Annotated in this window: 26 protein-coding genes and 1 pseudogene; 14 read left to right on the plus strand and 13 right to left on the minus strand. The window is 68.9% G+C overall.

Going from position 1 to position 25,967, the window contains the following annotated elements:
* Nucleotides 1-150: 150 nt before the first annotated feature.
* The 6 genes from RMT89_RS17750 to RMT89_RS17775 all read left to right on the plus strand — a co-directional run bounded on the left by RMT89_RS17750 (nt 151) and on the right by RMT89_RS17775 (nt 4,670).
* The gene (locus RMT89_RS17750; RefSeq protein WP_315884724.1) at nt 151-468 is read left to right on the plus strand and encodes a hypothetical protein; all 318 of its coding nucleotides are present in this window, start codon (nt 151-153) and stop codon (nt 466-468) included.
* Between the two features lie 134 nt (nt 469-602).
* A complete protein-coding gene (locus tag RMT89_RS17755; RefSeq protein WP_399498339.1) occupies nt 603-1,823 on the plus strand; it encodes a putative T7SS-secreted protein in 1,221 nt (406 codons plus the stop codon).
* 96 nt (nt 1,824-1,919) lie between these two features.
* A complete protein-coding gene (locus RMT89_RS17760) occupies nt 1,920-2,519 on the plus strand; it encodes a hypothetical protein (protein WP_315884726.1) in 600 nt (199 codons plus the stop codon).
* 110 nt (nt 2,520-2,629) lie between these two features.
* Complete coding sequence (locus RMT89_RS17765; protein ID WP_315884727.1) at nt 2,630-3,229, plus strand: hypothetical protein; 600 nt, start codon at nt 2,630-2,632, stop codon at nt 3,227-3,229.
* Nucleotides 3,230-3,239: 10 nt separating this feature from the next.
* Nucleotides 3,240-4,112 carry an LLM class flavin-dependent oxidoreductase gene (locus RMT89_RS17770; RefSeq protein ID WP_315884728.1) on the plus strand — a complete coding sequence of 291 codons (873 nt, stop codon included), beginning with the start codon at nt 3,240-3,242 and terminating at the stop codon, nt 4,110-4,112.
* Nucleotides 4,113-4,205: 93 nt separating this feature from the next.
* Complete coding sequence (locus tag RMT89_RS17775) at nt 4,206-4,670, plus strand: GNAT family N-acetyltransferase (RefSeq protein ID WP_315884729.1); 465 nt, start codon at nt 4,206-4,208, stop codon at nt 4,668-4,670.
* Here the strand turns inward: RMT89_RS17775 and RMT89_RS17780 are convergent.
* Nucleotides 4,665-5,180 carry a DinB family protein gene (locus RMT89_RS17780; protein ID WP_315884730.1) on the minus strand — a complete coding sequence of 172 codons (516 nt, stop codon included), beginning with the start codon at nt 5,178-5,180 and terminating at the stop codon, nt 4,665-4,667. The genes RMT89_RS17775 and RMT89_RS17780 overlap by 6 nt on opposite strands.
* A gap of 100 nt (nt 5,181-5,280) precedes the next feature.
* Here RMT89_RS17780 and RMT89_RS17785 point away from each other — a divergent pair, with 100 nt between their 5' ends.
* Nucleotides 5,281-6,099 carry a methyltransferase domain-containing protein gene (locus RMT89_RS17785; RefSeq protein WP_315884731.1) on the plus strand — a complete coding sequence of 273 codons (819 nt, stop codon included), beginning with the start codon at nt 5,281-5,283 and terminating at the stop codon, nt 6,097-6,099.
* Here RMT89_RS17785 and RMT89_RS45960 read toward each other — a convergent pair.
* The 3 genes and pseudogenes from RMT89_RS45960 to RMT89_RS45970 form a co-directional block, all read right to left on the minus strand.
* Nucleotides 6,096-6,539, minus strand: a complete 444-nt coding sequence (locus RMT89_RS45960; RefSeq protein WP_399498343.1) for a DNA glycosylase AlkZ-like family protein — start codon at nt 6,537-6,539, stop codon at nt 6,096-6,098. The genes RMT89_RS17785 and RMT89_RS45960 overlap by 4 nt on opposite strands.
* A 136-nt stretch (nt 6,540-6,675) precedes the next feature.
* Nucleotides 6,676-6,951, minus strand: a pseudogene (locus tag RMT89_RS45965) (hypothetical protein); the annotation flags it as partial.
* Nucleotides 6,944-7,351, minus strand: coding sequence for a DNA glycosylase AlkZ-like family protein (locus RMT89_RS45970; RefSeq protein ID WP_399498344.1), 408 nt, complete (start codon nt 7,349-7,351; stop codon nt 6,944-6,946). The gene RMT89_RS45970 and the pseudogene RMT89_RS45965, both read right to left, overlap by 8 nt.
* Nucleotides 7,352-8,014: 663 nt before the next feature.
* Here RMT89_RS45970 and RMT89_RS17795 point away from each other — a divergent pair.
* The 5 genes from RMT89_RS17795 to RMT89_RS17815 all read left to right on the plus strand — a co-directional run bounded on the left by RMT89_RS17795 (nt 8,015) and on the right by RMT89_RS17815 (nt 13,215).
* Nucleotides 8,015-8,170 carry a hypothetical protein gene (locus RMT89_RS17795; protein WP_315884732.1) on the plus strand — a complete coding sequence of 52 codons (156 nt, stop codon included), beginning with the start codon at nt 8,015-8,017 and terminating at the stop codon, nt 8,168-8,170.
* A 120-nt stretch (nt 8,171-8,290) separates the two neighbouring features.
* On the plus strand, nt 8,291-9,064 hold the full coding sequence (locus RMT89_RS17800; RefSeq protein WP_315884733.1) for an isoprenyl transferase: 774 nt from the start codon (nt 8,291-8,293) through the stop codon (nt 9,062-9,064).
* A 339-nt stretch (nt 9,065-9,403) separates the two neighbouring features.
* A complete protein-coding gene (locus RMT89_RS17805; RefSeq protein ID WP_315884734.1) occupies nt 9,404-10,729 on the plus strand; it encodes a PhoH family protein in 1,326 nt (441 codons plus the stop codon).
* 399 nt (nt 10,730-11,128) lie between these two features.
* Nucleotides 11,129-11,821 (plus strand): transglycosylase SLT domain-containing protein, encoded by a 693-nt coding sequence (locus RMT89_RS17810; RefSeq protein ID WP_315884735.1) that lies wholly within the window; start codon nt 11,129-11,131, stop codon nt 11,819-11,821.
* A gap of 119 nt (nt 11,822-11,940) precedes the next feature.
* On the plus strand, nt 11,941-13,215 hold the full coding sequence (locus tag RMT89_RS17815; RefSeq protein WP_315884736.1) for an AI-2E family transporter: 1,275 nt from the start codon (nt 11,941-11,943) through the stop codon (nt 13,213-13,215).
* Between the two features lie 22 nt (nt 13,216-13,237).
* On the opposite strand, the gene RMT89_RS17820 is transcribed toward RMT89_RS17815, so the two are convergent.
* Both RMT89_RS17820 and RMT89_RS17825 read right to left on the minus strand, forming a co-directional pair.
* The gene (locus tag RMT89_RS17820; RefSeq protein WP_315884737.1) at nt 13,238-13,771 is read right to left on the minus strand and encodes an alkyl hydroperoxide reductase; all 534 of its coding nucleotides are present in this window, start codon (nt 13,769-13,771) and stop codon (nt 13,238-13,240) included.
* Between the two features lie 6 nt (nt 13,772-13,777).
* Entirely contained in the window at nt 13,778-14,332 is a 555-nt protein-coding gene (locus RMT89_RS17825; RefSeq protein ID WP_250077425.1) for a peroxiredoxin, read from the minus strand.
* Between the two features lie 133 nt (nt 14,333-14,465).
* Between RMT89_RS17825 and RMT89_RS17830 the strand changes: the two genes are divergently transcribed.
* Nucleotides 14,466-15,470, plus strand: coding sequence for a LysR substrate-binding domain-containing protein (locus RMT89_RS17830; protein ID WP_315884738.1), 1,005 nt, complete (start codon nt 14,466-14,468; stop codon nt 15,468-15,470).
* 1 nt (nt 15,471) lies between these two features.
* On the opposite strand, the gene RMT89_RS17835 is transcribed toward RMT89_RS17830, so the two are convergent.
* The 5 genes from RMT89_RS17835 to RMT89_RS17855 form a co-directional block, all read right to left on the minus strand.
* Entirely contained in the window at nt 15,472-17,799 is a 2,328-nt protein-coding gene (locus RMT89_RS17835; protein WP_315884739.1) for an FtsX-like permease family protein, read from the minus strand.
* Nucleotides 17,796-18,485 (minus strand): ABC transporter ATP-binding protein, encoded by a 690-nt coding sequence (locus tag RMT89_RS17840; protein ID WP_315884740.1) that lies wholly within the window; start codon nt 18,483-18,485, stop codon nt 17,796-17,798. The genes RMT89_RS17835 and RMT89_RS17840 overlap by 4 nt, the downstream gene beginning before the upstream one ends.
* Nucleotides 18,482-19,006, minus strand: a complete 525-nt coding sequence (locus tag RMT89_RS17845; RefSeq protein WP_015658114.1) for a PadR family transcriptional regulator — start codon at nt 19,004-19,006, stop codon at nt 18,482-18,484. Before RMT89_RS17845 ends, RMT89_RS17840 begins: the two co-directional genes overlap by 4 nt.
* A gap of 105 nt (nt 19,007-19,111) precedes the next feature.
* The gene (locus RMT89_RS17850; protein WP_315884741.1) at nt 19,112-19,339 is read right to left on the minus strand and encodes a hypothetical protein; all 228 of its coding nucleotides are present in this window, start codon (nt 19,337-19,339) and stop codon (nt 19,112-19,114) included.
* Nucleotides 19,336-20,271: an SPFH domain-containing protein gene (locus RMT89_RS17855; protein ID WP_315884742.1), complete on the minus strand. Its 936-nt coding sequence runs from the start codon at nt 20,269-20,271 to the stop codon at nt 19,336-19,338. Before RMT89_RS17855 ends, RMT89_RS17850 begins: the two co-directional genes overlap by 4 nt.
* A gap of 244 nt (nt 20,272-20,515) precedes the next feature.
* Between RMT89_RS17855 and RMT89_RS17860 the strand changes: the two genes are divergently transcribed.
* Nucleotides 20,516-22,807: a transglycosylase domain-containing protein gene (locus tag RMT89_RS17860; RefSeq protein ID WP_315884743.1), complete on the plus strand. Its 2,292-nt coding sequence runs from the start codon at nt 20,516-20,518 to the stop codon at nt 22,805-22,807.
* Nucleotides 22,808-22,847: 40 nt separating this feature from the next.
* Here the strand turns inward: RMT89_RS17860 and RMT89_RS17865 are convergent, their stop codons facing one another.
* The gene (locus RMT89_RS17865) at nt 22,848-24,932 is read right to left on the minus strand and encodes a SpoIIE family protein phosphatase (protein ID WP_315884744.1); all 2,085 of its coding nucleotides are present in this window, start codon (nt 24,930-24,932) and stop codon (nt 22,848-22,850) included.
* Between the two features lie 268 nt (nt 24,933-25,200).
* A complete protein-coding gene (locus RMT89_RS17870) occupies nt 25,201-25,929 on the minus strand; it encodes a DUF402 domain-containing protein (protein WP_315884745.1) in 729 nt (242 codons plus the stop codon).
* Between the last annotated feature and the right edge of the window lie 38 nt (nt 25,930-25,967).

Below are 25,967 nucleotides of genomic sequence, written 5' to 3' on the forward strand. Positions count from 1 at the left end.
GCGGCGACCTCCCCGACGGCACCTTCGGCGCGACCCAGCAGGTCGTCGTACAGGAAATCCAGGCCGTCAACCGCTGACAGCCGGCGACCGACTCGGCATCACAGGTGGAACGGATAGAGTTCCTGGCTCACGCGAGTGGAGGGACGGAGCATGGCAGATCGACTGGCCGTGGACGGTGGTGAACTTGCCGATTTCATGTCGCAGTTGAGGAAGTCGACAAGCTCACTCGCGGGCGTCCGTAAAGCTCTGTTGGATGCGAACGTCACCGGGCTCGGTACAGACGACCTCGACTCCGCGTGCGAACACTTCCAGGATGAGTGGGAGTACGGCACCAAAGAGATCGGCAAACAGACGGAGGATCTGGCCGAGATCATCGGTAAGAGCAAAGACAGCTACTTTGAAGTTGACAAGGCGCTTGAGGAAGCTCTGAAGAAGGCCAGGGAAGGTAAGAGCGGGGGTCAGAAGTGACTCTCACTCCTGGTAACGAGCGGACTGGAGCCGCCCTCGACCCCCAGTCAAGATCGGACCTCGACAAGCCCCAAGGGCTCAAGTCGGCACCGCGCATCCCCAATCCTGATTACCCCCACCTGGGGTTCAACCCCGTGCCGGGCGATACGGAGACCGTGCGAGGGCTGTACAAAAAGCTCTCCGACTGCGCGAAGGTACTTGAAGATACGTACGGCGTGGTCACCAAGCTCATGGACGGCAGCTATTGGAAGGGGGATGCGGCTGTCGCCTTCCGTGAGCAGCTCGACGGTGGTCCACTGCCGCTGAATCTAAAGAACGCCGCGCACTCCATCCGCAAGGCGGCCAAGCAGCTCAATCGTTGGGAAGGTGAACTCGACGACTTTCAGCGCCGAGCCAAGCGCCTTGAGGAAGACGCCAAGGAAGCCCAGGCAGCGCTGGACCGCGCGCAAGGGCGAGCGGACAAGGCTGAGGAAGATTCAGGCCTGGACAAGACAGGCGCCGACCAGACCTCCGCCCAGAAGGCTCTCACGCGCGCGAAGGCCGACGTCGAAGAGGCCCAGGCTGATCTACGCAAGATCATCGGCAGGGCGAAAAGGCTTGCAGAGGAGCACGAGAATCAGGCCTCCCACCGGGCGCAGAAGATCCGCGACGCCACAAAGAAACTAGCACCGCACGAGCCTGGGTGGTTTGATAAGGCACTTGACTGGCTTGACGAGAACCTCGGCGACATCCTGAGCCTTGCGGCTGGCATTGTCGCGGTCGTGGCGATCATTTTCGCCGGCCCTTTGGGTGCTGCCATGGTGGCTGCCCTGATGCTCGCAGCGTCAGCGTTGAGTGCCTCTGCGCTGGCTTGGAGGCTGAGCGACGACGAAACATGGGAGTCCCTGAAAGACGGCTTCCTCCGCGGCGAGTTCGACGCGGATTTCTTCAGCAATCTCGTCAGTGTCGGAGCGGATGCCATGGGTATGATCCCAGGGGTCGGGGCCGTAACGCTCGGCACCAAGGGTTTGATGAATGCAATTCGGACGGGCAGTGGGAGTCTCACGGTCGGCCAGAAGCTGGCGACTCTCGGAACGAAGACCGTCGAAGGTATGCAGGGGATCTCGCGGGTGAGTAACCCCCTGGTTGGCTTGACTGTGCGGGGTGTCAGCGCTGCCAGGCGTGAGAGCACAGCCAAAGCCGTAGCCGCAACCTCCGGGCTGGTGGGTGTTGGAACAGGCGGCTTCGGCTTGTACAACTCAGTGGTGGATTCGGACGACGACGGAATCAAGGACGGCAGCGTCGCCGGAATCGACGGAGCCAGGATCATCCTGGATAACGGCGGAATCTTCAACCTCATCGGCCATGTCTTCTGACTTTCTCACTTGGAGCGCCTGCCAGTGACCCCTGTCGACCACACCACTGCCTGGGAGCACCCGCCGACGCGTCGTGCCTGGATGAGACACATGGTAATGAACGCCGTGGGCTTGATCGGTTGGATTGCCGTCTGGGTCGGGCTGCTGGCCGTGCTCGTCGGGTTCTTGTCCCAAGGTTTCATCGTCTTGTTTATCCCGCTTCTGGCCTATTCCATGTACAGAGTAGTGCTCCAATTGTTCTACTTCCCGGCCGCGTTGCGCATGAGAAGGATTCTGCGGGTATATCCATGGCAGATTGTTCGGGAGCCTTCTTTTGGATTGGGCAAGCATCCTGAGGTCGAGGGCAAGCAGCACGGCTGGTTCGAATTTCCCAACCCGTCCCGGCCGGGCCAACGGCTGGCCCTGGTTTTCCCGCATCACCTGCGCACAGAGTGGTGGAACCGCCGGATGGCGCCGAGGGCCAAGAGCGAATTGAAGGCGCAAATCGCGATTGTTTGGTTCGCCGGTGACCCTCGATTTATTGGGCTCATCGCTGCACCTACGAGCGGCCGTGAGGGGCCGCGTCGAATGCATATCCTGCGTCAGCAGATGAAGCCTGAGGACAGCGTTCACGCAGTGGGCTGGGGTGCAACTGCTGAAGACATCGAGCGTGGTCGGCTTGCGGGCTCGCCCCCTCCCACCCTTGGCTCACATTGAAAGCATGAGGCTCATGGATATCCCCGGCGTCACCATTCACGAGTCCGCTAAGGATCCCGCCACGGAAATGTGGTTTGCCGAGCTGCCAGGCTTTACTGCTCTTCCCCTCGATGCATTTGCCCGTACCTGGTACTCCGGCAGCCGACGACCTTCGCACTGCCTTTGCTCCCTTCCTGGAGGCGGCGCCCAATGAGCTGGTACGCCAGCAGTTCATTGCCCAACTCGCGATGGCCCAGCAGTTGCTGGGTGCGCTTCGAGAGGTGGGTACTGTCCATTGCTCGATCGGACTGCACCGTGACGACATCGACGACGCACGCGCGACCAGTGGAGATCTGCTTGTATCGTGGTTCACCATTGTCTGGCGTGACATCGCTGTCGCTCCGCGTGCTGTAACGGTAGCCCGCGCGGTGACCTCCGCTACGGGCCAAGAGAGAGTCGAATTTCGCGAACTTTCTTGTGGCCCAGTGGCATTCAGCGAAGCAACATTGATGCCGTCCGCCGAAAGTGGGCTGCCGAAGCAACAGTTGGTCCAGTTCCGTGGCTACCTGCCCCATCCGGACTGCAAGCGGCTGGCCATTCTCACCTTGAGCACAACGGCCCTGGCGCGCCGGGAGCAGTACCGGACACTGCTCCACGAGATCGCCGAGACAGTCACTTTCGAAGACCCCCTAACAGGTGAAGGCGTTATCCACCACGCTGACCCGGGGTAGGAACACCCCCATGACCCAACTCGGCGCAGTCTTCCGCCCCCAACTACCCCCCGAGCACCTCCGATCCATCGCACATCTCGCCGACAGCTCCGGGCTCGACGAACTCTGGCTCTGGGAAGACTGCTTCCGGGAAGGCGGTGTCTCCGCCGCCGCGGCCGCGCTCGCCTGGACCGATCGGGTGCGGGTCGGGATCGGGTTGTTGCCGGTGCCTTTGCGGAACGTGGCCATCACCGCCATGGAGGCGGCCACGCTGGAGCGGATGTTTCCGGGGCGGGCCGTCCTTGCCGTCGGGCATGGGGTGCAGGAGTGGATGGGGCAGGTGGGGGCGCGGGTTGAGTCGCCGGTCACCTTGTTGCGGGAGCATCTCGTTGCCCTCAGGGCACTCCTGCGCGGGGAGCGGCTGACGACCGAGGGACGGTACGTCCGGCTCGATGACGTCGCACTTGACTGGCCCCCGGCGGAATCCGTTCCCGTCATCGCCGGTGTCACCGGGCCCCGTTCCCTCCGGCTCTCCGGTGAGGCTGCCGACGGGACGCTGCTCACCGCGTCCAACCCCCCGGATGGCGTACGTCGGGCCCGGCAGCTCATCGATGAAGGGCGGGCGGCCGCCGGGCGTACCGATCCGCATCGCGTCGTCGTCTATCTCCTCGCCGCCACCGGGGCCGGCGCAGCCGACCGGTTGCGGAACGAGCTCGGCGACGAAGGCCTCGCCGACGTCCCCGGACTCGGTGTCGCCGGAGACGCCGGTGCTGTTGCCAAGGCCGTTCAGCGGTTCGCGGAGGCCGGGGCCGATACCGTCGTGCTGCAGCCGACGGGGGACGAGCCCGACCCCGAGGGGTTCGTGCGGTTCGTCGCCGAGGAAGTGCGGCCGCTCGTCCCGTAGCCACCGGCGTTGACGTCAGTCAGTGCCCGGGTCACGACCACCGGAACCCGAGTATCAGCATCAATGTCAGTGCCGGGTGTCACACTCCCCGACATGAGCGATGACATCGTGGCACTGCGTGACGTGGTCGACGCCGACCTCGAAGCCTTCCTCGCCTTCGAGCACGATCCCGAGGCCGTCCGGCGCTCCCGTTTCACGCCCCGGCCTCGGGACCGCTTCATGCGGCACTGGAAGGAGCGTGTTCTCGGGGACCCCGACGGTTTCGTGCAGACGGTCACTCTGGACGGCGAAGTCGCCGGGAACCTCGTCGCCTGGTGGGAGGGGGAGCGGCGGTTCATCGGGTACTGGCTCGGGCGGGCCTACTGGGGGCGCGGTGTCGGCAGTCGTGCCCTCGGGCTCTTTCTGGAGCGCGAGACCACCCGCCCCCTTTACGCCGATCCCTTCAAGGACAACACCGCCTCCGTCCGGCTCCTGGAGAAGCACGGCTTCCGGCGCACCGGCACCGTCACCCATGGCGACGACGAGCACATCATGCTCATGCTCCAGAAGGACTCATGACCCCGGCCGTCGGTCCCCCGTCGCCCCGTCGATCAGCTCCCGCACGATGTCCATGTGCCCCGCGTGCCGAGCCGTCTCCTCGATCATGTGGACCAGCACCCACCGCAGGGACATGGCCTCGCCCCGCCAGTCCGGTCGGCCGAGGTCGTCCAGGGACCGCTCGCGGATCGTGCGGTCGGCCGCGGCGCGGGCGCGGCCGTAGAAGTCGATGATCTGCTGGGTCGTCTCGCCCTGGTCCGCGCGCATGTCCTCGTCGCTGTACGGGTCGAACCACAGCGGCTCGACCTCGCCGCCGAAGGCCGAGACGAACCAGCCGTACTCCACCGAGCCCAGGTGCTTCACCAGGCCCAGCAGGTTTGTGCCCGACGGGGTCAGCGGGCGGCGGAGTTCCGAGTCGTCCAACCCCTCCAGCTTCCACAGCACCGCGTCCCGCATCCGGTCGAGGCTCGCGTGCAGCGTTTCCTTGTCATCGGCCGTGTACTGCGTACGTGGAGTCTCAGGGTTCGTCATACCGCGGAAATTAGCAGCGGCCTCTGACATTGATGCGGGTACCCAGGTTCCGGTGATCGTGGCCCAGCCTCTGACTGACAGTGGCTGCGATCATCCGGGCATGGGACACCCGCACCACAGCCACGACGGCCACGACACCCGCTCCTTCGAGGACCTCGTCGCCGAGGGCGCCGCCGTGCCCACCGAGGGCTGGGACTTCTCCTGGTTCGAGGGGCGGGCCACCGAGGCGCGGCCCAGTTGGGGGTACGCCGTCTCCCTGGCCGAGCGGCTGGCCGGTCCCGGCGTCGCCGCCGCCCTCGACATCCAGACCGGGGGAGGGGAGGTGCTCGACTTCGCCCTCCGGCACACCCCAAAGGCCCCGCTCCTCACCGTCGCCACCGAGGGCTGGCCGCCCAATGTCGCCAAGGCCACCGCCCTGCTGGCGCCGCGCGGTGTCGCCGTCGTGGCCTCGCCCGAGCCGGGCCCGCTGCCCTTCGCCGACGGCGCCTTCGATCTCGTGTCCAGTCGGCACCCCGTCCGGGCCCATTGGACGGAGATCGCCCGTGTGCTCGCGCCCGGCGGCATCTACTTCGCCCAGCATGTCGGGCCGCACAGCGTCTTCGAACTCGTCGAGTTCTTTCTCGGGCCGCAGCCGGAAGAGGTGCGCGAGGGCCGCCATCCGGAAAGGGAGCGCGCCGACGCCGAGGCCGCCGGTCTGGAGGTCGTCGATCTGCGTGCCGAGGAACTCCGCATGGAGTTCCACGACATCGCGGCCGTCGTCCACTTCCTGCGCAAGGTGATCTGGATGGTCCCCGGTTTCACCGTCGAGGCCTACGAGCCTCAACTCCGGTCCCTGCATGAGCGGATCCGGGACGAGGGGCCCTTCGTCGCCCACAGCACCCGGCACCTGTTCGACGCCCGTAAGCCGCGGCGCCGTTAGGCGTGCGGGCCCACCGTCACCTCCCCCCGCACCAACTCGGGCCGGGCTTCGAGAACTTCACCCACCCGCCGCACCTGCTCGTCCAACTCCCGCTCCTGCCGCGCGGTCAGGCTTCTCAGCGCCTCCACGGTCACCGTCGTACGCCGGCCCTGGCGCCGCTGGTGCCACACCCCGGCCGCCACACCGTCCACCAGCAGCACCGGGTAGTTCCCCGCCTGCCCTCCCGCCAGCGCCCTCCGGTACGCCTGCCCGGGGAACAGTGATTGCCGAGGCTGCCCGGCGATGACGTACGCGTCGAAGTACGGCAGAAGCCGCACGCCCTTCCACCCGGAGGAGGGGAACGATGTGTCGCCCGCCGCCACCCACGCCGGTGCCCCCTCGAAGTCGACCTCCTCGATCGCACGCCGGTGCCCCCTCGAAGTCGACCTCCTCGATCGCACGCCGGTGCCCCCTCGAAGTCGACCTCCTCGATCGCTCCCTCGGCGGCCAGATCGCGGAGGAGACGGCAGCCCAACCGTCCGGTGCCGCCCGCCACTTGGCGAACCAGGGCGCCGTCGAGGGACCGTAGGCGTGGAGATAGCGCCGTACCAGCCCAGCCGTCGCCTCCGCGGGCGGCAGTGGGTCGAAGTGCGGCGGCCGGGTGTATGTCACCTTCCGTCCCCGATTGGGGCCGAAGCACAGAGCTCCCGCCTGGCCCGCCGTGGGGGTCCCCCCATGCCCTTTGGGCCATGGGGGAGCATGACCTGTCGCCAGCGCGGCCACATGCCCTGGAAGGCCGGCATCACCAGGTCGCCTGCCCAGGGGCCGGTGCGGGCCACGACCTCGTCGCTCAGCTCGTCGATCGTCAGGCACACCCCGTCCAGCGCGTCCCGATCGCCGTCACGATCTCCTGGGCCTGCGCCTGCGTGATCCGGGCGTCGGGGGCGAAGGGGCTTGCGCCTGAGGGGATGGCGGTCAGGGCCGCGGTCCACAGGGGGAGTTCGCCGGCGGGGAGCAGATGTACCGTGCCGCGCGGGCCGTGGGTCTTCACGAGCGAGCGGTCGTCCCAGAGTGCGGTGCGTATGTCCGCCCGCGTCAGGCCCCAGGACCGTACGCCGATCGACAGCTCGGCCGCGGACAGGACCTGGGCGTGCGCGCCGAGCATCGCCGAGACGATGCCGGGCACCGAAGCGCCCTCCGATGGGGGATTGGCCAGGAACTGTCGTTCGAGCCGCCGTGTGCTCGCCTCGTGCCAGGAGATCGTCACCGTCATGGGGTGACGGTAGGGGGGATGTAGGTCAGATCCCGGCCTCTTGAGTGCCGAAAGGCCGTAGCAAATGCGGCAAACAGGGAATCAGGGTGCTTCCGCCTATGTATCCAAGGATTCATGGCTTGTCCACATTGTTATCGCTTGCCACTCGCGTCCCATCTGTAACTCGCGTAAGTTCAGACCAAGGCAATTCGCGTCAGCAAAGCTGCGCGGGCGGCACCGCGCAGTGGAGGGGGCTGCGCGGTGCCGTGCCCACCTGCGGCGGATGTGCCGTCGTACGGCCCGCCCCGGCGTCAAGCCGGCGTTCGCTGCCCGGGTCACCCGGGGGAGGGATGGCGGCCAACTCGCCGAGCGCGTCGCAGGGCCGCCAAACCCGGCCGCTCCGCCCCTTATCCCGCTTGATTGCCCTGGGAATCCGCTGGGTTCCGGCCATGAGCCCCCTGCGAAATCCCCCACTCACGCCCACCGCCCCGTCGCCACGCGATTTCGGAGAGTAGTTGTGGCACGCCGATGCGCGCAGCATCACTTACGAAGGGTTATGGTGGAAACCCCCCCTCGGGCCGGTCCGTCTCCCCCCCACGGACCGGCCCGTTTTCTTGTCCCGGTTAAAGTCCGGTACATGCCATTCGGAGCTACCCGAACGGCGGCGTCCGTACCGCCTCGATCGTGTCCCCGGTCATCCAGATCATCTTCGCGCTGAGCGCGCTGTCCAGGCAGGAAGCCCTGCTCGGCGTCATCCCGCTCGGCGCCGCGATCACGGTCGTCGTCCTGCTCGGGCGGGACGCCGCCGACGCCTGGTTCAGCCGCCCCCGAAGCCGCTGACGGCCGCCCCCGGCACCGGGGGTAGGCTCAGTCCCGGGACCGCCACAGGGCTGGGACCGCCCCCGGGGATCTGGCCGGGGCCAGCGGCCGCCCGATCTGTACGGAGGGGCTGACAATCACGTGAACCTGCGCGACAAGCTGCGCGGCCTGCTGGTCAGGCTGTACGCGCGCCGGGTGGAAGGTCACCTGGACCACGCTCAGGTGCCCAAGCACATCGGCGTCATCATGGACGGCAACCGCCGCTGGGCGAAGGCCGCGGGTTCCACCACCGTGCACGGTCACCGGGCCGGGGCCGAGAAGATCGAGGAGTTCCTCGGCTGGTGCTCCGAGACGGACGTCGAGGTCGTCACCCTCTGGCTGCTGTCGACGGACAACTTCGACCGCCCGCAGGAGGAGCTGGTCCCGCTGCTCGGGATCATCGAGGACGTCGTCAGGACTCTTGCCGCCGACGGCCGCTGGCGCGTCCACCACGTCGGCACGCGTGATCTGCTGCCGCCGCGGATGCAGACCACCCTCAAGGAGGCCGAGGAGAGCACCGAGCACGTCGACGGCATACTCGTCAACGTCGCCATCGGCTACGGCGGCCGCCAGGAGATCGCCGACGCGGTGCGCTCGATGCTGCTCGACGCGGCGGACCGGGACACCTCGATCGAGAAGCTCGCCGACTCCGTCGACATCGAGATGATCGGCCGCCACCTCTACACCGGCGACCAGCCCGACCCGGACCTGGTGATCCGCACCAGCGGGGAACAGCGGTTGTCCGGATTCATGCTGTGGCAGACGGCGCACTCCGAGTACTACTTCTGTGATGTGTTCTGGCCGGCCTTCCGCAAGGTCGACTTCCTGCGAGCGATGCGCGACTACGCCGCCCGCCACCGCCGTTACGGCGGCTGAGCCACAGGTCATGCGGCCACCTCGTCCGGGGCGGAAGTAACAAGGAGTTCACCAGCGCGCCGTCATATGCCCTGGCATGGCAGCGCTTGTTCGAGGGCATAAGCCAAGCAGGTCGACACCCGAACCACGGGTGTCGGATCTCAGCGGACGGCACGGGGCCGTCCGCCCGGGAGGCCCTTTGCACCAGCCCGATCGTGCGGTCACCGTACGGACGAAGCAGCCAAGGGCCGGTTTTCGGCCCGTGCAACGGCGCCGTCGACCGGCCTGGTTCTTCCCGCCCTCCCGGCCCTGCATCCTCTCCGTCGCTCCCCGACCTCTTCCGAGGGGGTACGTCCTTCCGTGGTGACCAGCACAAAGCGCCACAAGCCCGACCGGCGCACTTATGTTCTCGACACGAGCGTCCTGCTGTCCGACCCGAACGCCCTGAACCGCTTCGACGAGCACGAAGTCGTGCTCCCCATCGTCGTGGTCACGGAGCTGGAGGCCAAGCGGCACCACCCCGAACTCGGTTACTTCGCCCGGCAGGCGCTGCGTCTGCTGGACGACTTCCGAGTCCGGCACGGTCGCCTCGACGGCCCCATCCCGATCGGGGACCTCGGCGGGACGGTGCGTGTCGAGCTCAACCACTCGGACCCCAGCGTTCTGCCGACCGGCTACCGCCTGGGGGACAACGACTCCCGCATCCTCGCGGTCGCCCGCAATCTGCAGGCCGAGGGGTTCGACGTCACCGTGGTGTCGAAGGACCTTCCGCTCAGGATCAAGGCCTCGTCCGTCGGGCTCCTCGCCGAGGAGTACCGCGCCGAGCTCGCCATCACGGACTCCTCCGGCTGGACCGGAATGTCCGAACTGACCCTGCCGGGCGAGCAGGTGGACATCCTCTTCGAGGAGGGGCACGCGTATGTGCCCGAGGCGGCGGACCTGCCGGTGCACACCGGGCTCACCATCCAGTCCGAGCGCGGCAAGGCGCTGGGCCGGGTGACGGCCGAGGGCAACGTCCGGCTGGTGCGCGGCGACCGGGAGGCGTTCGGGATCAAGGGGCGCAGCGCCGAGCAACGCATCGCGCTCGATCTGCTCCTCGATCCGGACATCGGGATCGTCTCCATGGGCGGCCGGGCCGGCACCGGTAAGTCGGCGCTGGCGCTGTGCGCGGGTCTTGAGGCCGTGCTGGAGCGCCGGCAGCACCAGAAGGTGATGGTCTTCCGGCCGCTGTACGCCGTGGGCGGGCAGGAGCTCGGCTATCTGCCGGGCACCGAGGCCGAGAAGATGAGCCCCTGGGCGCAGGCCGTGTTCGACACGCTGTCCGCGGTCACCAGCCGCGAGGTCATCGAGGAGGTCACCGCGCGCGGGATGCTGGAGGTCCTTCCGCTCACCCACATCCGCGGACGCTCGCTGCACGACGCGTTCGTGATCGTGGATGAGGCGCAGTCGCTGGAACGGAATGTCCTGCTGACCGTTCTGTCCCGGATCGGCGCGAATTCACGGGTCGTTCTGACCCATGACGTGGCCCAGCGGGACAACCTCCGGGTCGGACGCTACGACGGAGTCGTCGCCGTCGTGGAGAAGCTGAAGGGACATCCGCTCTTCGCCCATGTCACGCTGACGCGGTCCGAGAGGTCCCAGATCGCGGCCCTTGTGACCGAAATGCTGGAAGACGGACAAATCTGAGGTCATAGCGACCAGTTGGCGCCGTCCGACAAAGGCCTAGAGCCTAGTTGGGCGGCGCCTTGGCGTGTTGCTGTTTCTCAGAACTCCCTGGACCAAACGGGATGTGAGCTTTCACACGCAACACAGAATTGCCTTGCGGCGTCCGGGTACGGCAGAGTCTCACTCCTGTCAGGCCCCGCATACGACACACCTGTACCCCCAGCGGTACGGCACAACTTGAGAAACACCGCTAACTCCAAAGCGTCGTCGTATGCCGCCCGTGCACCACGCGGCGCTCCCCACAGGGGAGTTGCCCACCGGGCCCGCGCCTCCCGTGACCCCGCAGTTGGGAGGCCAGTGTCAGGGGCACGATTGCGTCCGCCAGGGTCACCGAAGCGGACGATGCTGGAAGGAAACCGTGTGAGCCGGATCTCGGTCCGGGGATTCGCAGTGGCCTCGGCCACCGCGGTCACCGCTGTCGGAAGCGTTGTCGGCGTTGCCTCGGGCAGCACCGCGCAGACCAACGACGCCGAAGCGACGGCAGCCGACGCGACGCTCCTCGCGGACATACCCACGGGTCAGCAGGCCCAGGTGCAGACCGCGTCCCTGACACAGCAGGCGAACGTCCAGGCGATTGCCGCGGACGCGAGCGCCAAGAAGGACGCGGAGGAGTCGGCCCGCAGGGCCGCCGCCCAGACCGCGATCCAGAAGAAGGAAGCCGCGGCGAAGGCGGCGAAGGCGGCCGAGGAAGCCAAGGAGCGCGAAGAGGCCGAGGCGAAGGCCTCCCGGTCCTCCTCCAGCTTCCCTGTGCAGAGCTCGTACACCGTCGCGCAGATCCAGGCGATGGCGCAGTCGATGGTGCCGTCCGGCCAGTACCAGTGCTTCAGCAACATCGTGGACCGCGAGTCCAGCTGGAACTACCAGGCCGTGAACCCGTCCTCCGGCGCCTACGGCCTCTTCCAGGCGCTCCCGGCCGGCAAGTACGCCTCGGCGGGCTCCGACTGGCAGACCAACCCGGCGACCCAGATCAAGTGGGGCCTCAACTACATGAACCAGCGCTACGGCAGTCCCTGTGACGCCTGGTCGTTCTGGCAGGCGAACCGCTGGTACTAGGTTCACCGCTCAGCCTTGCTCAGCCCCTCACCGTCTTTGGTGGGGGGCTTTGCCATGTACGGTCGGACCGGACGGCTCCGGGGGGAGTGGTGGGGAAAGACGGGGGAAAAGGACGGATCATGTCGCGAGTGCCAGGGTGGCTCGGTCGGCTCGGTGCCGGTCTGACGCGGATGGGAGAGCGGTTGGACGAGCGCCGCGCGGACGTGGAGCGCGAGAGCGGCGACTCCCCGCCCGCCCCGACACCGCCGCCCGCCGACAAGGTGCCGCCGCCCCCTGAGCCCGTGCCCGCCGCTCCGGCGCGTCCGGATCCCGCGCTGGCCGTGCCGTGGGGAGTGCGGGTCGCCGCCGAGGCCGGGTGGCGGCTGCTGGTGCTGGCCGGCACCGTGTGGGTGCTGATGCGGGTCATCAGCGCCGTACAGCTGGTGGTACTGGCGTTCGTGGCCGCGCTGTTGATGACGGCGCTGCTCCAGCCCACCGTGGCCCGGCTGCGCCGTTACGGCGTCCCGCGGGGCCTCGCGACCGCGCTCACCGCGATCCTGGGCTTCGTCGTGATGGGGCTGATGGGCTGGTTCGTCACCTGGCAGGTGATGGAGAACATCGACAACCTCTCCGACCAGGTCCAGGACGGCATCGACGAGCTGCGCAACTGGCTGCTGGACAGCCCCTTCCACGTCACCGACAAGCAGATCAACGACGTCGCCGAGAACCTGCGCGACACGATCGGCGCCAACACCGACGAGATCACCTCGGCGGGCCTGGAGGGCGTCACGGTCATCGTCGAGGCGCTGACCGGCATCCTGCTGGCCGCCTTCTCGACGCTCTTCCTTCTCTACGACGGCAAGCGCATCTGGGAGTGGTCGCTGAAGTTGGTGCCGGCGGCGGCGCGGCCGGGGGTGGCCGGGGCCGGACCCGCGGCCTGGCGCACCCTGACCGCGTATGTGCGCGGCACGGTGATAGTGGCGTTGATCGACGCCATCTTCATCGGCATCGGCATCTACTTCCTGGATGTGCCGATGGCCGTACCGCTGGCCGTCTTCATCTTCCTTTTCTCCTTCATCCCGCTCGTGGGCGCGGTGGCCTCCGGCGCGCTGGCCGTCGTCGTCGCGCTGGTGACGCAGGGCGTGTTCACGGCGGTGATGACGCTGGCGGTCGTGCTCGCGGTCCAGCAGATCGAGGGCCACATCCTCCAGCCGTTCATCCTGGGCCGCGCGGTCCGGGTCCACCCCCTGGCGGTCGTCCTGTCGGTGGCGGCGGGCGGGCTGGTCGCGGGGATCGGCGGGGCGGTCGTGGCCGTACCGCTGGTGGCGGTGACGAACACGGTGGTGGGCTATTTGAAGGCCCATTCGCAGGAAGCCCGTGCTCCCCACGTCGAAGGCCCCGTCCACCGGGAGTGAACGGGGCCCGCGGCAGAGCGGGTTACGCGGAGAGCACCGCTTCCGCGTCCAGCGTCACGCCGACCGCCTGGATCACCGAGGCGATCTTGAACGCCTCCTGGACGACCTCGCGCTCGATGCCCGCCTTGCGCAGCACCTGCTCGTGCGAGTCGAGGCACATGCCGCAGCCGTTGATGGCGGAGACCGCGAAGGACCACAGCTCGAAGTCGACCTTGTCGACGCCGGGGTTGCCGATGACGTTCATCCGCAGACCGGCGCGCAGGGTGCCGTACTCGTGGTCCGAGAGCAGATGCCGGGTGCGGTAGAAGACGTTGTTCATCGCCATGATCGCGGCCGCGGACTTGGCCGCGGTGTACGCCTGCGGCGTCAGGTTCGCCTTCGCCTCCGGCTCCAGCTCGCGCAGCACGATCGGGGAGCGCGAGGCGATGGCGGTCGCCAGCACGGTGCCCCACAGCTGCTGCGCCGGTAGGTCGGAGTTGCCGATGACCGAGCCCAGGTTGAGCTTCAGGTCCTTGGCGTAGTCCGGGACGGCGGACTTGAGGGAGTCGAGCGACATCTCAGGTCACTCCCCGGCCAGCAGCTTGACCGCGTCCAGGGTCTCGTCGCCCTTGCTCCAGTTGCACGGGCAGAGCTCGTCGGTCTGCAGCGCGTCGAGGACCCGCAGGACCTCCTTGGGGTTACGGCCGACGGAGCCGGCGGTGACCATCGTGAACTGGATCTCGCGGTTCGGGTCCACGATGAAGACGGCGCGCTGCGCGAAACCGTCCTCGCCCTCGATGCCGAGGTCGCGCATCAGCTCGTGCTTGGAGTCGGCCAGCATCGGGAAGGGCAGGTCGGTCAGGTCCGGGTGGTCCTTGCGCCAGGCGTGGTGGACGAACTCGGAGTCACCGGAGAAGCCGAGGATCTGCGCGTCGCGGTCGGCGAACTCGTCGTTCAGCTTGCCGAACGCGGCGATCTCGGTCGGGCAGACGAAGGTGAAGTCCTTGGGCCACGCGAAGACCACGAGCCACTTGCCCTCGTAGGACTTGTGGTGGATCTGCTCGAACTCCTTGCCCTTCTCCAGCGAGACACAGGCGGTCAGTTCGAACTCGGGGAACTTGTCACCAACAGTGAGCACACGCTCTCCTTGCAGCGAAGAAGCGTCCGGATCGCGGACGCTTCCCATGGGTTGGACGAGCCAGATGCTGGCACAAGGTGCATTGATTAGAGAAATCGCTACACTCGGTCATGTTGATCGGAGGCGGTTATCAGTGACTGTGGGTAATGCGGGAGCCAAGAGGCGGCTGCCCAGTCTGGCCCAGCTGCGGGCCTTCGCGGCCGTCGCGGAGCATCTGCACTTCCGGGACGCGGCCGCCGCCATCGGCATGAGCCAGCCCGCGCTGTCCGGTGCCGTCGCCGCCCTGGAGGAGACGCTCGGCGTCACCCTCCTGGAGCGTACGACCCGCAAAGTGCTGCTCTCGGCGGCCGGCGAGCGGCTCGCCGTACGCGCCAAGGCAGTACTGGACGAGGTGGGCGCGCTGCTGGAGGAGGCGGAGGCGGTACGGGCGCCGTTCACCGGGGTGCTGCGGCTCGGGGTCATCCCGACCGTCGCGCCGTATCTGCTGCCGACGGTGCTGCGTCTGGTGCACGACCGCTACCCCGACCTCGACCTCCAGGTCCACGAGGAGCAGACCGCGAGCCTCATCGACGGCCTGAACACCGGCCGCCTCGACCTGCTGCTGCTCGCCGTCCCGCTCGGGGTGCCCGGGGTCACCGAACTCCCGCTCTTCGACGAGGACTTCGTGCTGGTCACGCCTGCGGACCACCGCCTCGGCGGCCGTGCGGGGATTCCGCGCGAGGCGCTGAAGGAGCTGAATCTGCTGCTCCTGGACGAAGGGCACTGTCTGCGCGACCAGGCCCTCGACATCTGCCGGGAGGCCGGCCCGGGATTCAAGGGGGCGGGGCAAAGCCCCTCGTTTGAGGGTGGTGGCGGGCGCCGGGAGGGCGCCCCGGTCACCACCACGGCCGCCGGTCTCTCCACGCTGGTCCAGCTTGTCGCGGGCGGCCTCGGTGTCACCCTGCTGCCGCGGACCGCCGTCAAGGTCGAGACGTCCCGCAGCAACCAGCTTCTGACCGGATACTTCTCCGACCCTGCCCCCACCCGCCGGATCGCCCTCGCCATGCGCATGGGCGCGGCCCGCAGCGCGGAGTACCAGGAACTGGCCACCGCGCTGCGGGAGGAACTGCGCCCCCTGCCCGTGAGGGTGCTGTCCTGACTCACTCGGTGCGCAGACCGTCCGGGCGCATCAGCCTCAGCAGGGGAGGCAGGCTGAGCAGGGTCACCGCGAGGACGACTCCGGCCGCGGCGCCCGTCATCGACAGCAGGCTGCCCCAGTCCACCCGGACCGGCGTGGCCGTCATCCGCAGCAGGACCGCGCCGAGGGTGAGGCCCACCGTCGAGGCCAGCAGCAGGCCCAGCGTGATCGGGATCGCCGTCTGCCACAGCACCGACAGGCTCAGCGTGCGCCGCCGGGTGCCGAAGGCGACCAGCGCCGACAGCAGCTTCCTGCGCTCGCGCAACTGCTCCAGCTGGGAGACCAGCAGGCTCGCCCCGATCAGCACCAGCACACACACGGCGCCGACGAACAGGCCGGTGCGGATGGAGGCGTAGCGGTCGGACCGCTCCGTCGCCGACCAGTCCGAGGCGTACACCAGCGGGCCCAGGGCCGCCGCGGTGTTGCGCACATGCTCGCGCGCGTCGGGTACGGACGGGTCGATCCCGAGGTAGGCGCGGCCGAGCATGGCCGGCTTCGCCGCTTCGGGCAGCGCCCTCGGGGTGATCAGGAAGCCGCTGCGCTCAAGACCGCTCAGATCCTTGACCCCGTCCGCCTTGCGGATCCCCTCCGGTACCTTCCAGGCGACGCCGAGGCCCGTGTCGGCTCCGACGTAGCCGGGGTCCAGGTACAACTTCGTGCCGGGGACGGCCAGTCGCGGGGTGTCGGTGTCGTACGCCGCCCCGCGTATCGCGAAGACGTCACCGTCCCGGCAGGAGGGCAGCTCGGCGACCTCGCGCAGCGCCGCGCAGTCGCCGACGGTCACGGAGGAGCTCCGTTCGGGGTCGGCGGGCTTGTCGCCCAGGGCGCCCTCCGAAAGAGCGAGGACCCGGCGCACGCCCTCGGTCCCTCGCAACTCCTCCGCGGCACCGGCGAGTTCCACACCACCGCCCACGTCGACCTGCATCTGCGCCTTCGTGAGGTCGTAGCCGGTGTCCTTGGTGTAGTCGCTCTCCACTCCGGCGAAGAGCATCTGCAGGGCGATGGCCCCGGCCACCGCGACCGCGACACCGTTGACCAGCCGGGCGGCCGTACCGCTGCTCAACTGCAGTCGTCGTACGGCCAGTTGCCAGGCGATCCCGCCGCCGCCGAGCCGGGCGACGACCGTCTCCACGATCCAGGGCAGCAGCGCCGTCACACCGACCAGCAGCAGCATCACTCCGCCGATGACGAGGTACTGGTTGAAGTCGCCGTCGTCGTTGCCCTGCCCGATCATCGGGTAGAGCATCGCGAGTCCGCCGAGCGGCAGCAGCAGCCGCCACCACAGCCTGCGGCGCGCGGGCTTGGCCGTACGCACCACGCCGAGCGGTTCGATGACCACCCCGCGCAGCGCGAGCAGCGTCACCAGCACCGCGGCCGCGGGGACCGCCACGGCCACCAGCAGGGCGAGCGCGGGGGAGGGGTTGAGGTCGTGCGGGAAGACGCTGAACCGGAACACCTCGACGGAGCCCGCGATCTGACGTCCGATCAGGAAGAAGACCGTACCGAAGACCAGCCCGAGCAGCGCTCCCGCGAGCGCCTCGCCGGCCGCGATCCGGCGGGTCATCCGGCCGTCGGAGCCCACCAGACGCAGCGCCGCGAGCCGCCGGTCGCGCCGCTCGCCGCCGAACCGCACGGCCGCCGCGATGAACACCGCGACCGGCATCAGCAGTGCGACGAACACGACCAGGATCAGCAGGACCAGCACCGGGTCGGTCTTCTCGCGGTACGGGTTGGGATCGCCGTAACGGTCGATACGGGTCACCTGGGCGCCGTCGACATACCGTTCGAGTCCCTCGCCGCCCCGGTAGAAGGTGAGATCGGCCGAGCCGACCAGACCGCTGTCCCCGATGGTTCCCACGATCCGGTCCGGCAGCCGTTCGCGCAGCAGCTTGCCGCCGTCCGACTCCAGCAGCCGCTTCAGCGCAGGGGAGACCACCATCTCGCCCGCGGCGGGGAACTCGGACACCCCGGGCGGCAGCGGGGCCCGCGGGCCCTCCGGCTCCAGCGACCGCCCCCGGACGTCCTCGCCGCGGAAGACGGTGTCGGTCTCCGCGACCAGCAGCGTGTTGTCCGCCTTGGGCGGCACCTCGGAGCTGTAGGTGATGTCGGTGCGCGCGTCGCTCCGGTCGTCCCGGGCCGACAGCGCGTTCGGGATCGCCGTCGTCAGCAGCAGCAACGCCACCCCGAGCCCGACCCCGACGGCCGTCAGCAGGGCCCGGGTCCAGCCCTCGCGCCCGCCCGCGAAGGCGAACCGGAAACCGAGGGCGAGATCTCTCCCCCACTGGTTCATACGATCCGCTCCATGTCCCGGGACCGCCCGTCCCGTACGACGATCTCGCGGTCGGAGTAGGCCGCCACCCGTGCCTCGTGCGTGACCAGCACGACGGCGGCGTTGGTGGATCGAGCGGCCTCCGTGAGCAGCCCCATCACCCGCTCGCCGTTGAGGGAGTCCAGCGCGCCGGTCGGCTCGTCGGCGAACACCACCCGGGGGCTGGTGACCAGCGCCCGGGCCACGGCGACCCGCTGCCCCTGACCGCCGGAGACCTCGCCGGGCCGCTTCTTGCGCAGGTCGTCGACCTCAAGACGTTCCATCCAGGACAGCGCGGTGCGCTCGGCCTCCTTGCGGGAGGTGCCGTTCAGCCTGAGCGGCAGGGCGACGTTCTCGACACAGGTCAGCTCGGGCACCAACTGGCCGAACTGGAAGACGAAACCGAACTCCGAGCGCCTGAGCGCACTGCGCTCGGCGTCGCTCATCGTCGCGAGCTCCCGCCCGGCGTAGGTGATCGACCCGGAGTCCGGGGGCACGATCCCGGCGAGACAGTGCAGCAGCGTCGACTTCCCGGAGCCGGAGGGCCCCATCACGGCGACGACCTCCCCGGGATGCACGGAGAACTCGGCGCCGTCGAGCGCGACGGTCGGACCGTAGGCCTTGCGCAGCTCCTCGGCCGCGAGCAGGGCACCGGCGGGCGGCGTCACTTGACCACCACCTCGGCCAGCTTGTCGAGCCGCGCGGCCGTGAGTTCCAGCCAGCGCAGATCGGCCTCCAGGTGGAACAGGGCGTGGTCGCAGATCAGCTGGTCCGCGAGATCGCCCTTGCGCTTGCGGTCGGTCAGGATCCGCATCATCCGCAGATGCTCGGCGCGCTGGGTGTCGAGGATGTCGGCGGCGTCGCGCCGGGTGAGCAGCGCGAGGACGACCTTGGTGTACAGCGTGGACTGCAGATACGGCTCGGGCTTCTCGGGCGTCGCCAGCCACCGCTGTACGTCGGTGACCCCGGCGTCGGTGATCGCGTACCGCTTCCGCTCGGGCCCGCCGCCGGGTTCGATGCCGTCGACCTCGACGAGGCCGTTCTTCAGCAGCCGGGACATCGTCGAGTAGACCTGGCCGTAGTGCAGCGGCCGGTCGTGACCGAACTTCTCGTCGAAGGCCCGCTTCAGGTCGTAACCGTGACGGGGGCCCGATTCCAGGAGCCCTAGGAGGGTGTGACCGATGGACATGCCGAGGACTCTACACGGGGTGTATACGCCGCATGTATACATCGAGTGTGCAGATCATGGCGGTCCGTACGGCGGCCCAGGTGGGGGCCGATTGTCACGGTTCTGCTACGGGGATTCGGGAGGCTTCGCGGGCGGCCGGCCGCGGCGCGGCATCGGCTTGGCCTCGCCCGGAAGGCGACCCGCCTCCGCGAGGGCGCGCCGCAGCAGGAACTCGATCTGCGCGTTCGCGGACCGCAGTTCGTCCCCCGCCCACCGGGCGAGCGCCTCGTACACGGCCGGGTCCAGCCGCAGCAGCACCTGCTTGCGCTGCGGCCGGCCCTGAGGAGCTGTCACTGGTAGAGGGTTCCCGTGTTGAGCACCGGCTGCGGCGACCGGTCACCGCACAGGACCACCATCAGGTTCGACACCATCGCCGCCTTGCGCTCCTCGTCCAGCTCCACGATGTCCCGCTCGGAGATCCGCGCGAGTGCCGCCTCGACCATGCCGACCGCTCCGTCCACGATCTGCCGCCGTGCCGCGACGACCGCCCCGGCCTGCTGCCGCTGGAGCATCGCCGAGGCGATCTCGGGAGCGTACGCGAGATGCGTGAAGCGCGACTCGATGATCTGCACTCCGGCCGCCTCCACGCGCGCGTGCAGCTCGAAGGCGAGCTTCTCGGTGATCTCCTCGGCGTTGCCGCGCAGCGAGAGACCGTCCTCGTCATGGGCGTCGTACGGGTACTCGATGGCGATGTGCCGGACGGCCGCCTCGGTCTGGGTGGAGACGAACTCCAGGAAGTCGTCCACCTCGAAGGTGGCCTGGGCCGTGTCCTCGACCCTCCACACCACGACCGCGGCGAGCTCGATCGGGTTGCCGTAGGCGTCGTTGACCTTGAGGACGGCGGTCTCGTGGTTGCGGACCCGGGTCGAGATCTTGGTCCTGGACGTGAACGGGTTCACCCAGCGCAGTCCGTCCTTCCGGATCGTCCCCCGGTACCGCCCGAAGAGCTGCACCACCCGGGCCTCGCCCGGGGCGACCGTGTTCAGTCCGCACATCGCGAGGAAGGCGGCGATGGCGACGGCGATGCCGCCGATGATCATCGCGGCCTTGGCGCCGCCCCCGGAGACGGTGGTGGAGCCGACGGCGCAGCCGACGCCGGCGGCGAGCCCGAGCAGGCCGAGCAGCAGGGCGAGGCCGCCGCCGATGCTGTGCGCGGCGAACTCGCGCACCCGTGGCGCGGGCATCTCGGGTACGTCGGCGGTGACGGATGTGTGGTCGTTCGACATGGCTGGTCCCCGTTTCGTGTGCTTACTCTGATCTATCTAAGTGATAGCACAATAACCCGCGAGGCAACCCTGCGCCCGCCTCGATGGTCGGTTCCGTTGAGACGGGTGCTGATTGTCACGTCCGTAAAAGGCCGGATCGGCGGCCCTTTGTCACATCTCCCGGTGTTAGCTTTCTGAGCTGACCTGAGCGGCGAACCTGTGTGGCACGAGTGCACACCAGAGCGAAGCGGAGCGGATCGGACTCATGGGACGAGCGGAAGAGAGACGAGCGCGGCAGCGCGGTGGCCGCCGCGCGGCGCCCAAGCGTCGCCGCTCGTCCGGCGCGGCCGGCACGAGCGGCATACGCAGGTTCTTCACCTGGAAGAAGATCCTCGGCACGTTCCTCGGCCTGTGCCTGCTCGGCATCGGCGGCTTCATCGTCCTGTACCTGATGGTGGACGTCCCCAAGGGCAACGCGGCCGCGAGGCTGCAGAGCAACGTCTACAAGTACAGCGACGGCTCGATCCTCGCCCGCGACGGCAAGGTCAACCGGGAGATCGTGGACCTGTCCAAGGTGCCCGAGGAGGTCCGCAACACCTTCGTCGCCGCCGAGAACAAGACCTTCTACAAGGACTCAGGCGTCGACTTCAAGGGCACCACCCGAGGCCTGATCAACACGCTCAGCGGCAAGGGCGCGCAGGGCGGTTCGACGATCACCCAGCAGTACGTCAAGAACTACTACCTGACCCAGGATCAGACGGTCACCCGCAAGCTCCGGGAGCTGGTCATCTCGTTGAAGGTGGACCGCCAGATGTCGAAGGACGACATCCTCGCGGGCTATCTCAACACCAGCTACTTCGGCCGTAACGCCTACGGCATCCAGGCCGCCGCGCAGGCCTACTACCGGGTCGACGCCGAGGAGCTCGACGTCGAGCAGGGCGCTTATCTCGCGGCCCTGCTCCAGGCGCCGAGCCAGTACGACTGGGCGGTCGCCTCCGAGACGGGCAGGGAACTCGTCAAGAACCGCTGGAACTACGTCCTCAACAACATGGTCGAGGAGGGCTGGCTGAGCTCCTCCGAGCGCCAGTCGATGAAGTTCCCGGTGCCCGAGGAGCCCAAGGCCGCCGCCGGTCTCGAAGGCCAGAAGGGCTATCTCGTCGACCTCGCCAACAATCAGCTCGAAGAGCAGCTGATGAAGGACGAGGGCATCTCGCGCTCCGAGGCCGAGACCCAGGTCAAGAGCCAGGGCTGGACCATCACCCTGAACATCGACCCGAAGAAGCAGGCGCAGCTGGAGAAGTCGGTCAAGACCCAGCTGACCAGCAAGCTCGACCCGAAGAAGCGCCCCGTCGACGGGGACATCCAGGCGGGAGCCGTCTCGGTCGACCCGAAGACGGGGAAGATCGTCGCCCTGTACGGCGGCGCGGACTACTTCGAGCACTACCGCTCCAACGCCACCCGCACCGACTACCAGCCGGCGTCGACGTTCAAGCCGGTCATCCTCGCCGCGGCCCTGGAGAACCAGGCGAAGACGCAGGACGGCGAGGCGATCGGCGCGAGCACGGTCTACGACGGCGACAGCAAGCGCCCGGTGGTGGACGCGAACGGCAACAAGGTCGGCTTCGCCCCGCCGAACGAGGATGACGTCGACTACGGCGACGTCACCGTCCAGACCGCGATGAACAAGTCCATCAACTCGGTGTTCGCACAGATGGGCATCGACGTCGGCATGGACGAGGTGATGGACACGGCCGCCCGGCTCGGCATGGACGACGACCTCCAGGCGGTGCCCGCGCAGACCCTCGGCACCATGGGCGCGAGCCCGCTCCAGATGGCCGGCGTCTACGCCACCCTCGACAACCACGGCAAGAAGGTCACCCCGACCCTCATCAAGTCGGCAGAGCAGAACAACCGCCAGATCGAGATGCCCGACCCGGTCGGCGACCAGGTCATCAGCCCCGAGGCCGCCGACACCGTGACCTCCGTCCTGACGGGCGTGGTCGACGACGGTACGGCCCGGAAGTCCGTGCGCGACAACCCCGCCCGCGACGGCCAGGAGGTCGCCGGCAAGACAGGTACGTCCGACTTCGGCAGGTCGGCCTGGTTCACCGGCTACACCCCGGACCTGGTGACCTCGGTCGGCCTGTTCGGTGAGGACAAGAAGACGGGCAAGCAGGTCGACATGAAGGGCGCGACCGGCGAACTGCCGGGCACGGGCCGGGTCAACGGCGGTGGCATCCCGGCGCAGATCTGGGCGGCGTACATGTTCGGAGTGACGGACACGGACGCCGAGTTCGAACTGGACACCGACCAGGGCGCGGCGGTCGAGCCGACCTGGACGCCGACGAAGACGCAGGAGCCGACGGACGAGCCGACGACGCGGGAGCCGACCACCCAGGCTCCCACGACCGAGGCCCCGACCACCGAGCCCCCGACGCCCACCGGCGCGCCCACGACGGACGAGCCGACGGACGAGCCGACGACGCAGGAGCCGACCACCGAGCCCCCGACGGACGAGATCCCGGAGGATCCGGTGGACCCGGACGAAGAGCGGTAAGGAAAAGGGCCGGTCCCCGCACAGGGGACCGGCCCTTGATTCATCCTCGGTTCAGTTCGAACCACACGACCTTGCCGGTACTGAGCCGTGTGGCCCCCCACCGTCTGGCCAGCTTGTTCACCAGATACAGCCCGCGGCCACCTTCGTCCGTGGCCCGCGCCTGCCTGAGCCGGGGCAACTGCGGCACATCGTCCCCGACCTCGCAGCGCAGCACATCGGTCCGCAGCAGCCGCAGCGTCACCGGCCGCGAGGCATACCGCACCGCGTTCGTCACGACCTCGCTCACCAACAGCTCGACCGAGTCGCTCATTTCCTCAAGTCCCCACCGGGACAGCGCACGCCGGGCCAGCCGCCGGGCCCGCCCGGGCGCCGCGTCCTCCGGCTCCAGGAACCAGTACGCGACATCACTCGGCGCGATCCCGTCGAACCGCGCGGCGAGCAGCGCGATGTCGTCGTCCCGGTCACCGGGGCCCAGCATGTCGAGCACCTCGTCGCACAGGGCCTCCAGCGGCGGCGGATGATCAGGACCGGTGAGCTGGGCGGTCGCGGCGAGCTTCTCGCGCAGTTGCTCTATCCCGGTCCACACGTCCCGCAGTCGCGACTCGACCAGACCGTCGGTGTAGAGCAGCAGGGTCGCTCCGGCCGGCGCGTCCAGTTCCACGGCCTCGAAGTCGACGCCCCCGACCCCGATCGGCGCGCCCGGCGGCACCCGGAGCACCTCGGCCCGGCCGCCCAGGTGCAGCAGGACGGGCGGCGGATGACCGGCGTTGGCGATGGTGATGCGGTGCGAGACCGGGTCGTACACGGCGTACAGACAGGTCGCCATGCGGTCCGTGCCCAGCCGCTGCGCCTGCTCGTCGAGGTGGTGCAGCACCTCCTGGGGCGGCAGGTCCAGGCCCGCGAGCGTCTGGGCCGTCGTACGCAACTGGCCCATGATCGCGGCGGAGGTCATGGAGTGGCCCATCACGTCGCCCACCACCAGCGCCACCCGGCTGCCCGGCAGCGGGATCGCGTCGTACCAGTCGCCGCCCACGCGCGCGGTCTCGGCGGCGGGCAGATAGCGGGACGCGAGCCGTACGCCGGTCGGGCGGGGCAGGGTCTCGGGCAGCATCGTGCGCTGGAGCTCGTCGGCGATGTACGCCTCGCGGCCGTACAGCACCGCCTTGTCGATGCCCAGCGCGCTGTGCGTGGCGAGTTGGGCGGCGACCAGGAGGTCGTCCGCTTCGAAGGCGATGCGCTCGGGGCGGCGCAGGAAGAGGGCGGCCCCGATCACCCGGCGGCGGCCGCGCAGGGGAGCGAGGATGGCGCGCTGGCCGGTGGGTACGACCAGTTCGCCGTCGTCGCCCAGGAGTTCGGGCAGCGCGGCGCTGGCGGCGGGCGCGTCGGCGAACACCGGGCGGACCCCGCGCAGCACCTCGGCGAGCGCGCCGCCGGGCCGTACCTCGCACAACTCGGCGGTGACGGCGGACAGTTCTGCCAGCTCTGTGGGTTCCGGCACGCCCTGCGCGGGCAGGAAGCCGCCGTCGGTGTCCCGCTCCTCCGGTATCCGGTCGGTGCGGCGCAGCCGCAGCACGACGGGCCCGGTGGGCCGCTCGTCGCCGACCGGCAGCGGGTCGCGGAGGTAGACGAGGATCGCGTCGGAGAACGTCGGCACGGTCGCCCGGCACAGCCCCATCACGATCTCGTCGAGGTCGATACCGCGGGCGATCCGCCGGGTCGCGGCGCCCACGAACCGCAGCCGGTCCCCGTCCCGCCGCATCGGCGTGGGCCGGCCGGGCGCCACGCCCTGCCCGGTACGGCGCTCCTCCGAAGCCGACTCGGTGCTCGGCTGGGCCGGGATGCCCTCCGGGACCGGTCGGGGACGATGGGTGTCGGCCTCCGCGGCGGCGGAGGGCTGCGCATGCTCGGGACCGTTGCTCACGGGGGCCTTGTCGTTGCCGGACGGTGCGGTGGTACCCGGGGTGGAGGGCGGTTCGCCGGTGCGCGCCTGCGCGGGTAACGCGGCGGCGCCGGGCGCGCGGGGCGGGGTCGGGGTACGCAGGAGCGCCCCGCGGGGATCCGCGGGGTCGGCGCCCAGGGGGCGCTCGAAGGAGGTCGGCTGCTCCGTCACGCGTGTCGCATCCATCCGTCCGGGGCGTGTTGTTCGTCCCGCCGAAGTCCCGATACCCGCAATACGTGCCCCAGGAACGGGATTCCCGCGTGGCCAGAGGCTGTTCCTGTGTCACCGGCGGGCTGTGCGCCGCCCGTACCGGTGTTGCCCTCGTACCCCTCGCTCACGTCCAGCCGCCCCTCGGTGACGATCGGTCAAGCCCAGTGCGCGCTCCGGCAGTTGCCACCGCGCGCCCTTGCGGAGGACGATCCTACGTTTGTTGCCCGGGGGCGCATCAAGGGTCTCATGAGGACATGTGCGCGGGCGTACGGCCCGAGTCCCCCGGCAGCTCCTCCGACATGCCCCCTGGCAGGTCCTCCGGCAGTGACGGTACAGCCCAGGACGGGTCGGGGCGCCAGTGTTGCCAGCCGTCCGAGAACGGCGACCCCCAGGCGCGGATCACCTCCACGGCGGACCGCCCGGCCTCCCGCACCCGTTCGGCGGTGGCGGCGTCCATCAGGCCGTCCTGCTGGGCCTGCGCGAACTCGTCCTCGTCGCGCCAGCCCCAAGTCCGGTCAGGGTACACACAGATGTCCAGGAAGTGATCCTCGGAGTCCACGCCGCCCGCCCAACGCACCAGGGGATCCTCCAGATTCACGTACCAGTTCTTGAACCGCCAGCCCGGCTCCCAGAACAGCCACACCGACCACGGCTCACCGGGTCTGGCCAGTTTCAGGACCCCGGTGCCGAACCAGCGGTCGTGCTGCACCGTACGGGGCTTGGTGTAGCGCGACCGCAAGGGCTCCTGGTGCACGGGGGTGCCGTCGGCGAGCGCGGGCTTGAGACACTCGGTCCCGGGCGCCAGCCATACGGCGAGCAGGTCCGCGTCGTCCCGCACGACGGTGACGGGACGCACGATGTGAAAGCGCGCACCGGCGTTCTCCCGGTACCGCCACACGATGTGACTGCCGGGCGCCCAGCGCGCCGTGGACCCGTCCGCTTCCACTGTCGTCATCGCTCCGCCGTCTGCCATGCACAGATATTAGGTGTCACTGACTGACGACGCTGCGG

Source organism: Streptomyces sp. P17, from assembly GCF_032436805.1.
Taxonomy (GTDB): Bacteria; Actinomycetota; Actinomycetes; order Streptomycetales; family Streptomycetaceae; genus Streptomyces.

Excerpts from the sequence above, each read along its gene's own strand:
- RMT89_RS17775 (WP_315884729.1), top strand. The coding sequence starts at position 4,206 with ATGAGCGATGACATCGTGGCACTGCGTGACGTGGTCGACGCCGACCTC.
- RMT89_RS17760 (WP_315884726.1), top strand. The coding sequence starts at position 1,920 with ATGAACGCCGTGGGCTTGATCGGTTGGATTGCCGTCTGGGTCGGGCTG.
- RMT89_RS17860 (WP_315884743.1), top strand. The coding sequence starts at position 20,516 with ATGGGACGAGCGGAAGAGAGACGAGCGCGGCAGCGCGGTGGCCGCCGC.
- RMT89_RS17855 (WP_315884742.1), bottom strand. The coding sequence starts at position 20,271 with ATGTCGAACGACCACACATCCGTCACCGCCGACGTACCCGAGATGCCC.
- RMT89_RS17865 (WP_315884744.1), bottom strand. The coding sequence starts at position 24,932 with ATGGATGCGACACGCGTGACGGAGCAGCCGACCTCCTTCGAGCGCCCC.
- RMT89_RS17870 (WP_315884745.1), bottom strand. The coding sequence starts at position 25,929 with ATGGCAGACGGCGGAGCGATGACGACAGTGGAAGCGGACGGGTCCACG.
- RMT89_RS17770 (WP_315884728.1), top strand. The coding sequence starts at position 3,240 with ATGACCCAACTCGGCGCAGTCTTCCGCCCCCAACTACCCCCCGAGCAC.
- RMT89_RS17780 (WP_315884730.1), bottom strand. The coding sequence starts at position 5,180 with ATGACGAACCCTGAGACTCCACGTACGCAGTACACGGCCGATGACAAG.
- RMT89_RS17835 (WP_315884739.1), bottom strand. The coding sequence starts at position 17,799 with ATGAACCAGTGGGGGAGAGATCTCGCCCTCGGTTTCCGGTTCGCCTTC.
- RMT89_RS17845 (WP_015658114.1), bottom strand. The coding sequence starts at position 19,006 with ATGTCCATCGGTCACACCCTCCTAGGGCTCCTGGAATCGGGCCCCCGT.
- RMT89_RS45970 (WP_399498344.1), bottom strand. The coding sequence starts at position 7,351 with ATGACGGTGACGATCTCCTGGCACGAGGCGAGCACACGGCGGCTCGAA.
- RMT89_RS17815 (WP_315884736.1), top strand. The coding sequence starts at position 11,941 with ATGTCGCGAGTGCCAGGGTGGCTCGGTCGGCTCGGTGCCGGTCTGACG.
- RMT89_RS17820 (WP_315884737.1), bottom strand. The coding sequence starts at position 13,771 with ATGTCGCTCGACTCCCTCAAGTCCGCCGTCCCGGACTACGCCAAGGAC.
- RMT89_RS17765 (WP_315884727.1), top strand. The coding sequence starts at position 2,630 with ATGCATTTGCCCGTACCTGGTACTCCGGCAGCCGACGACCTTCGCACT.
- RMT89_RS17750 (WP_315884724.1), top strand. The coding sequence starts at position 151 with ATGGCAGATCGACTGGCCGTGGACGGTGGTGAACTTGCCGATTTCATG.
- RMT89_RS17785 (WP_315884731.1), top strand. The coding sequence starts at position 5,281 with ATGGGACACCCGCACCACAGCCACGACGGCCACGACACCCGCTCCTTC.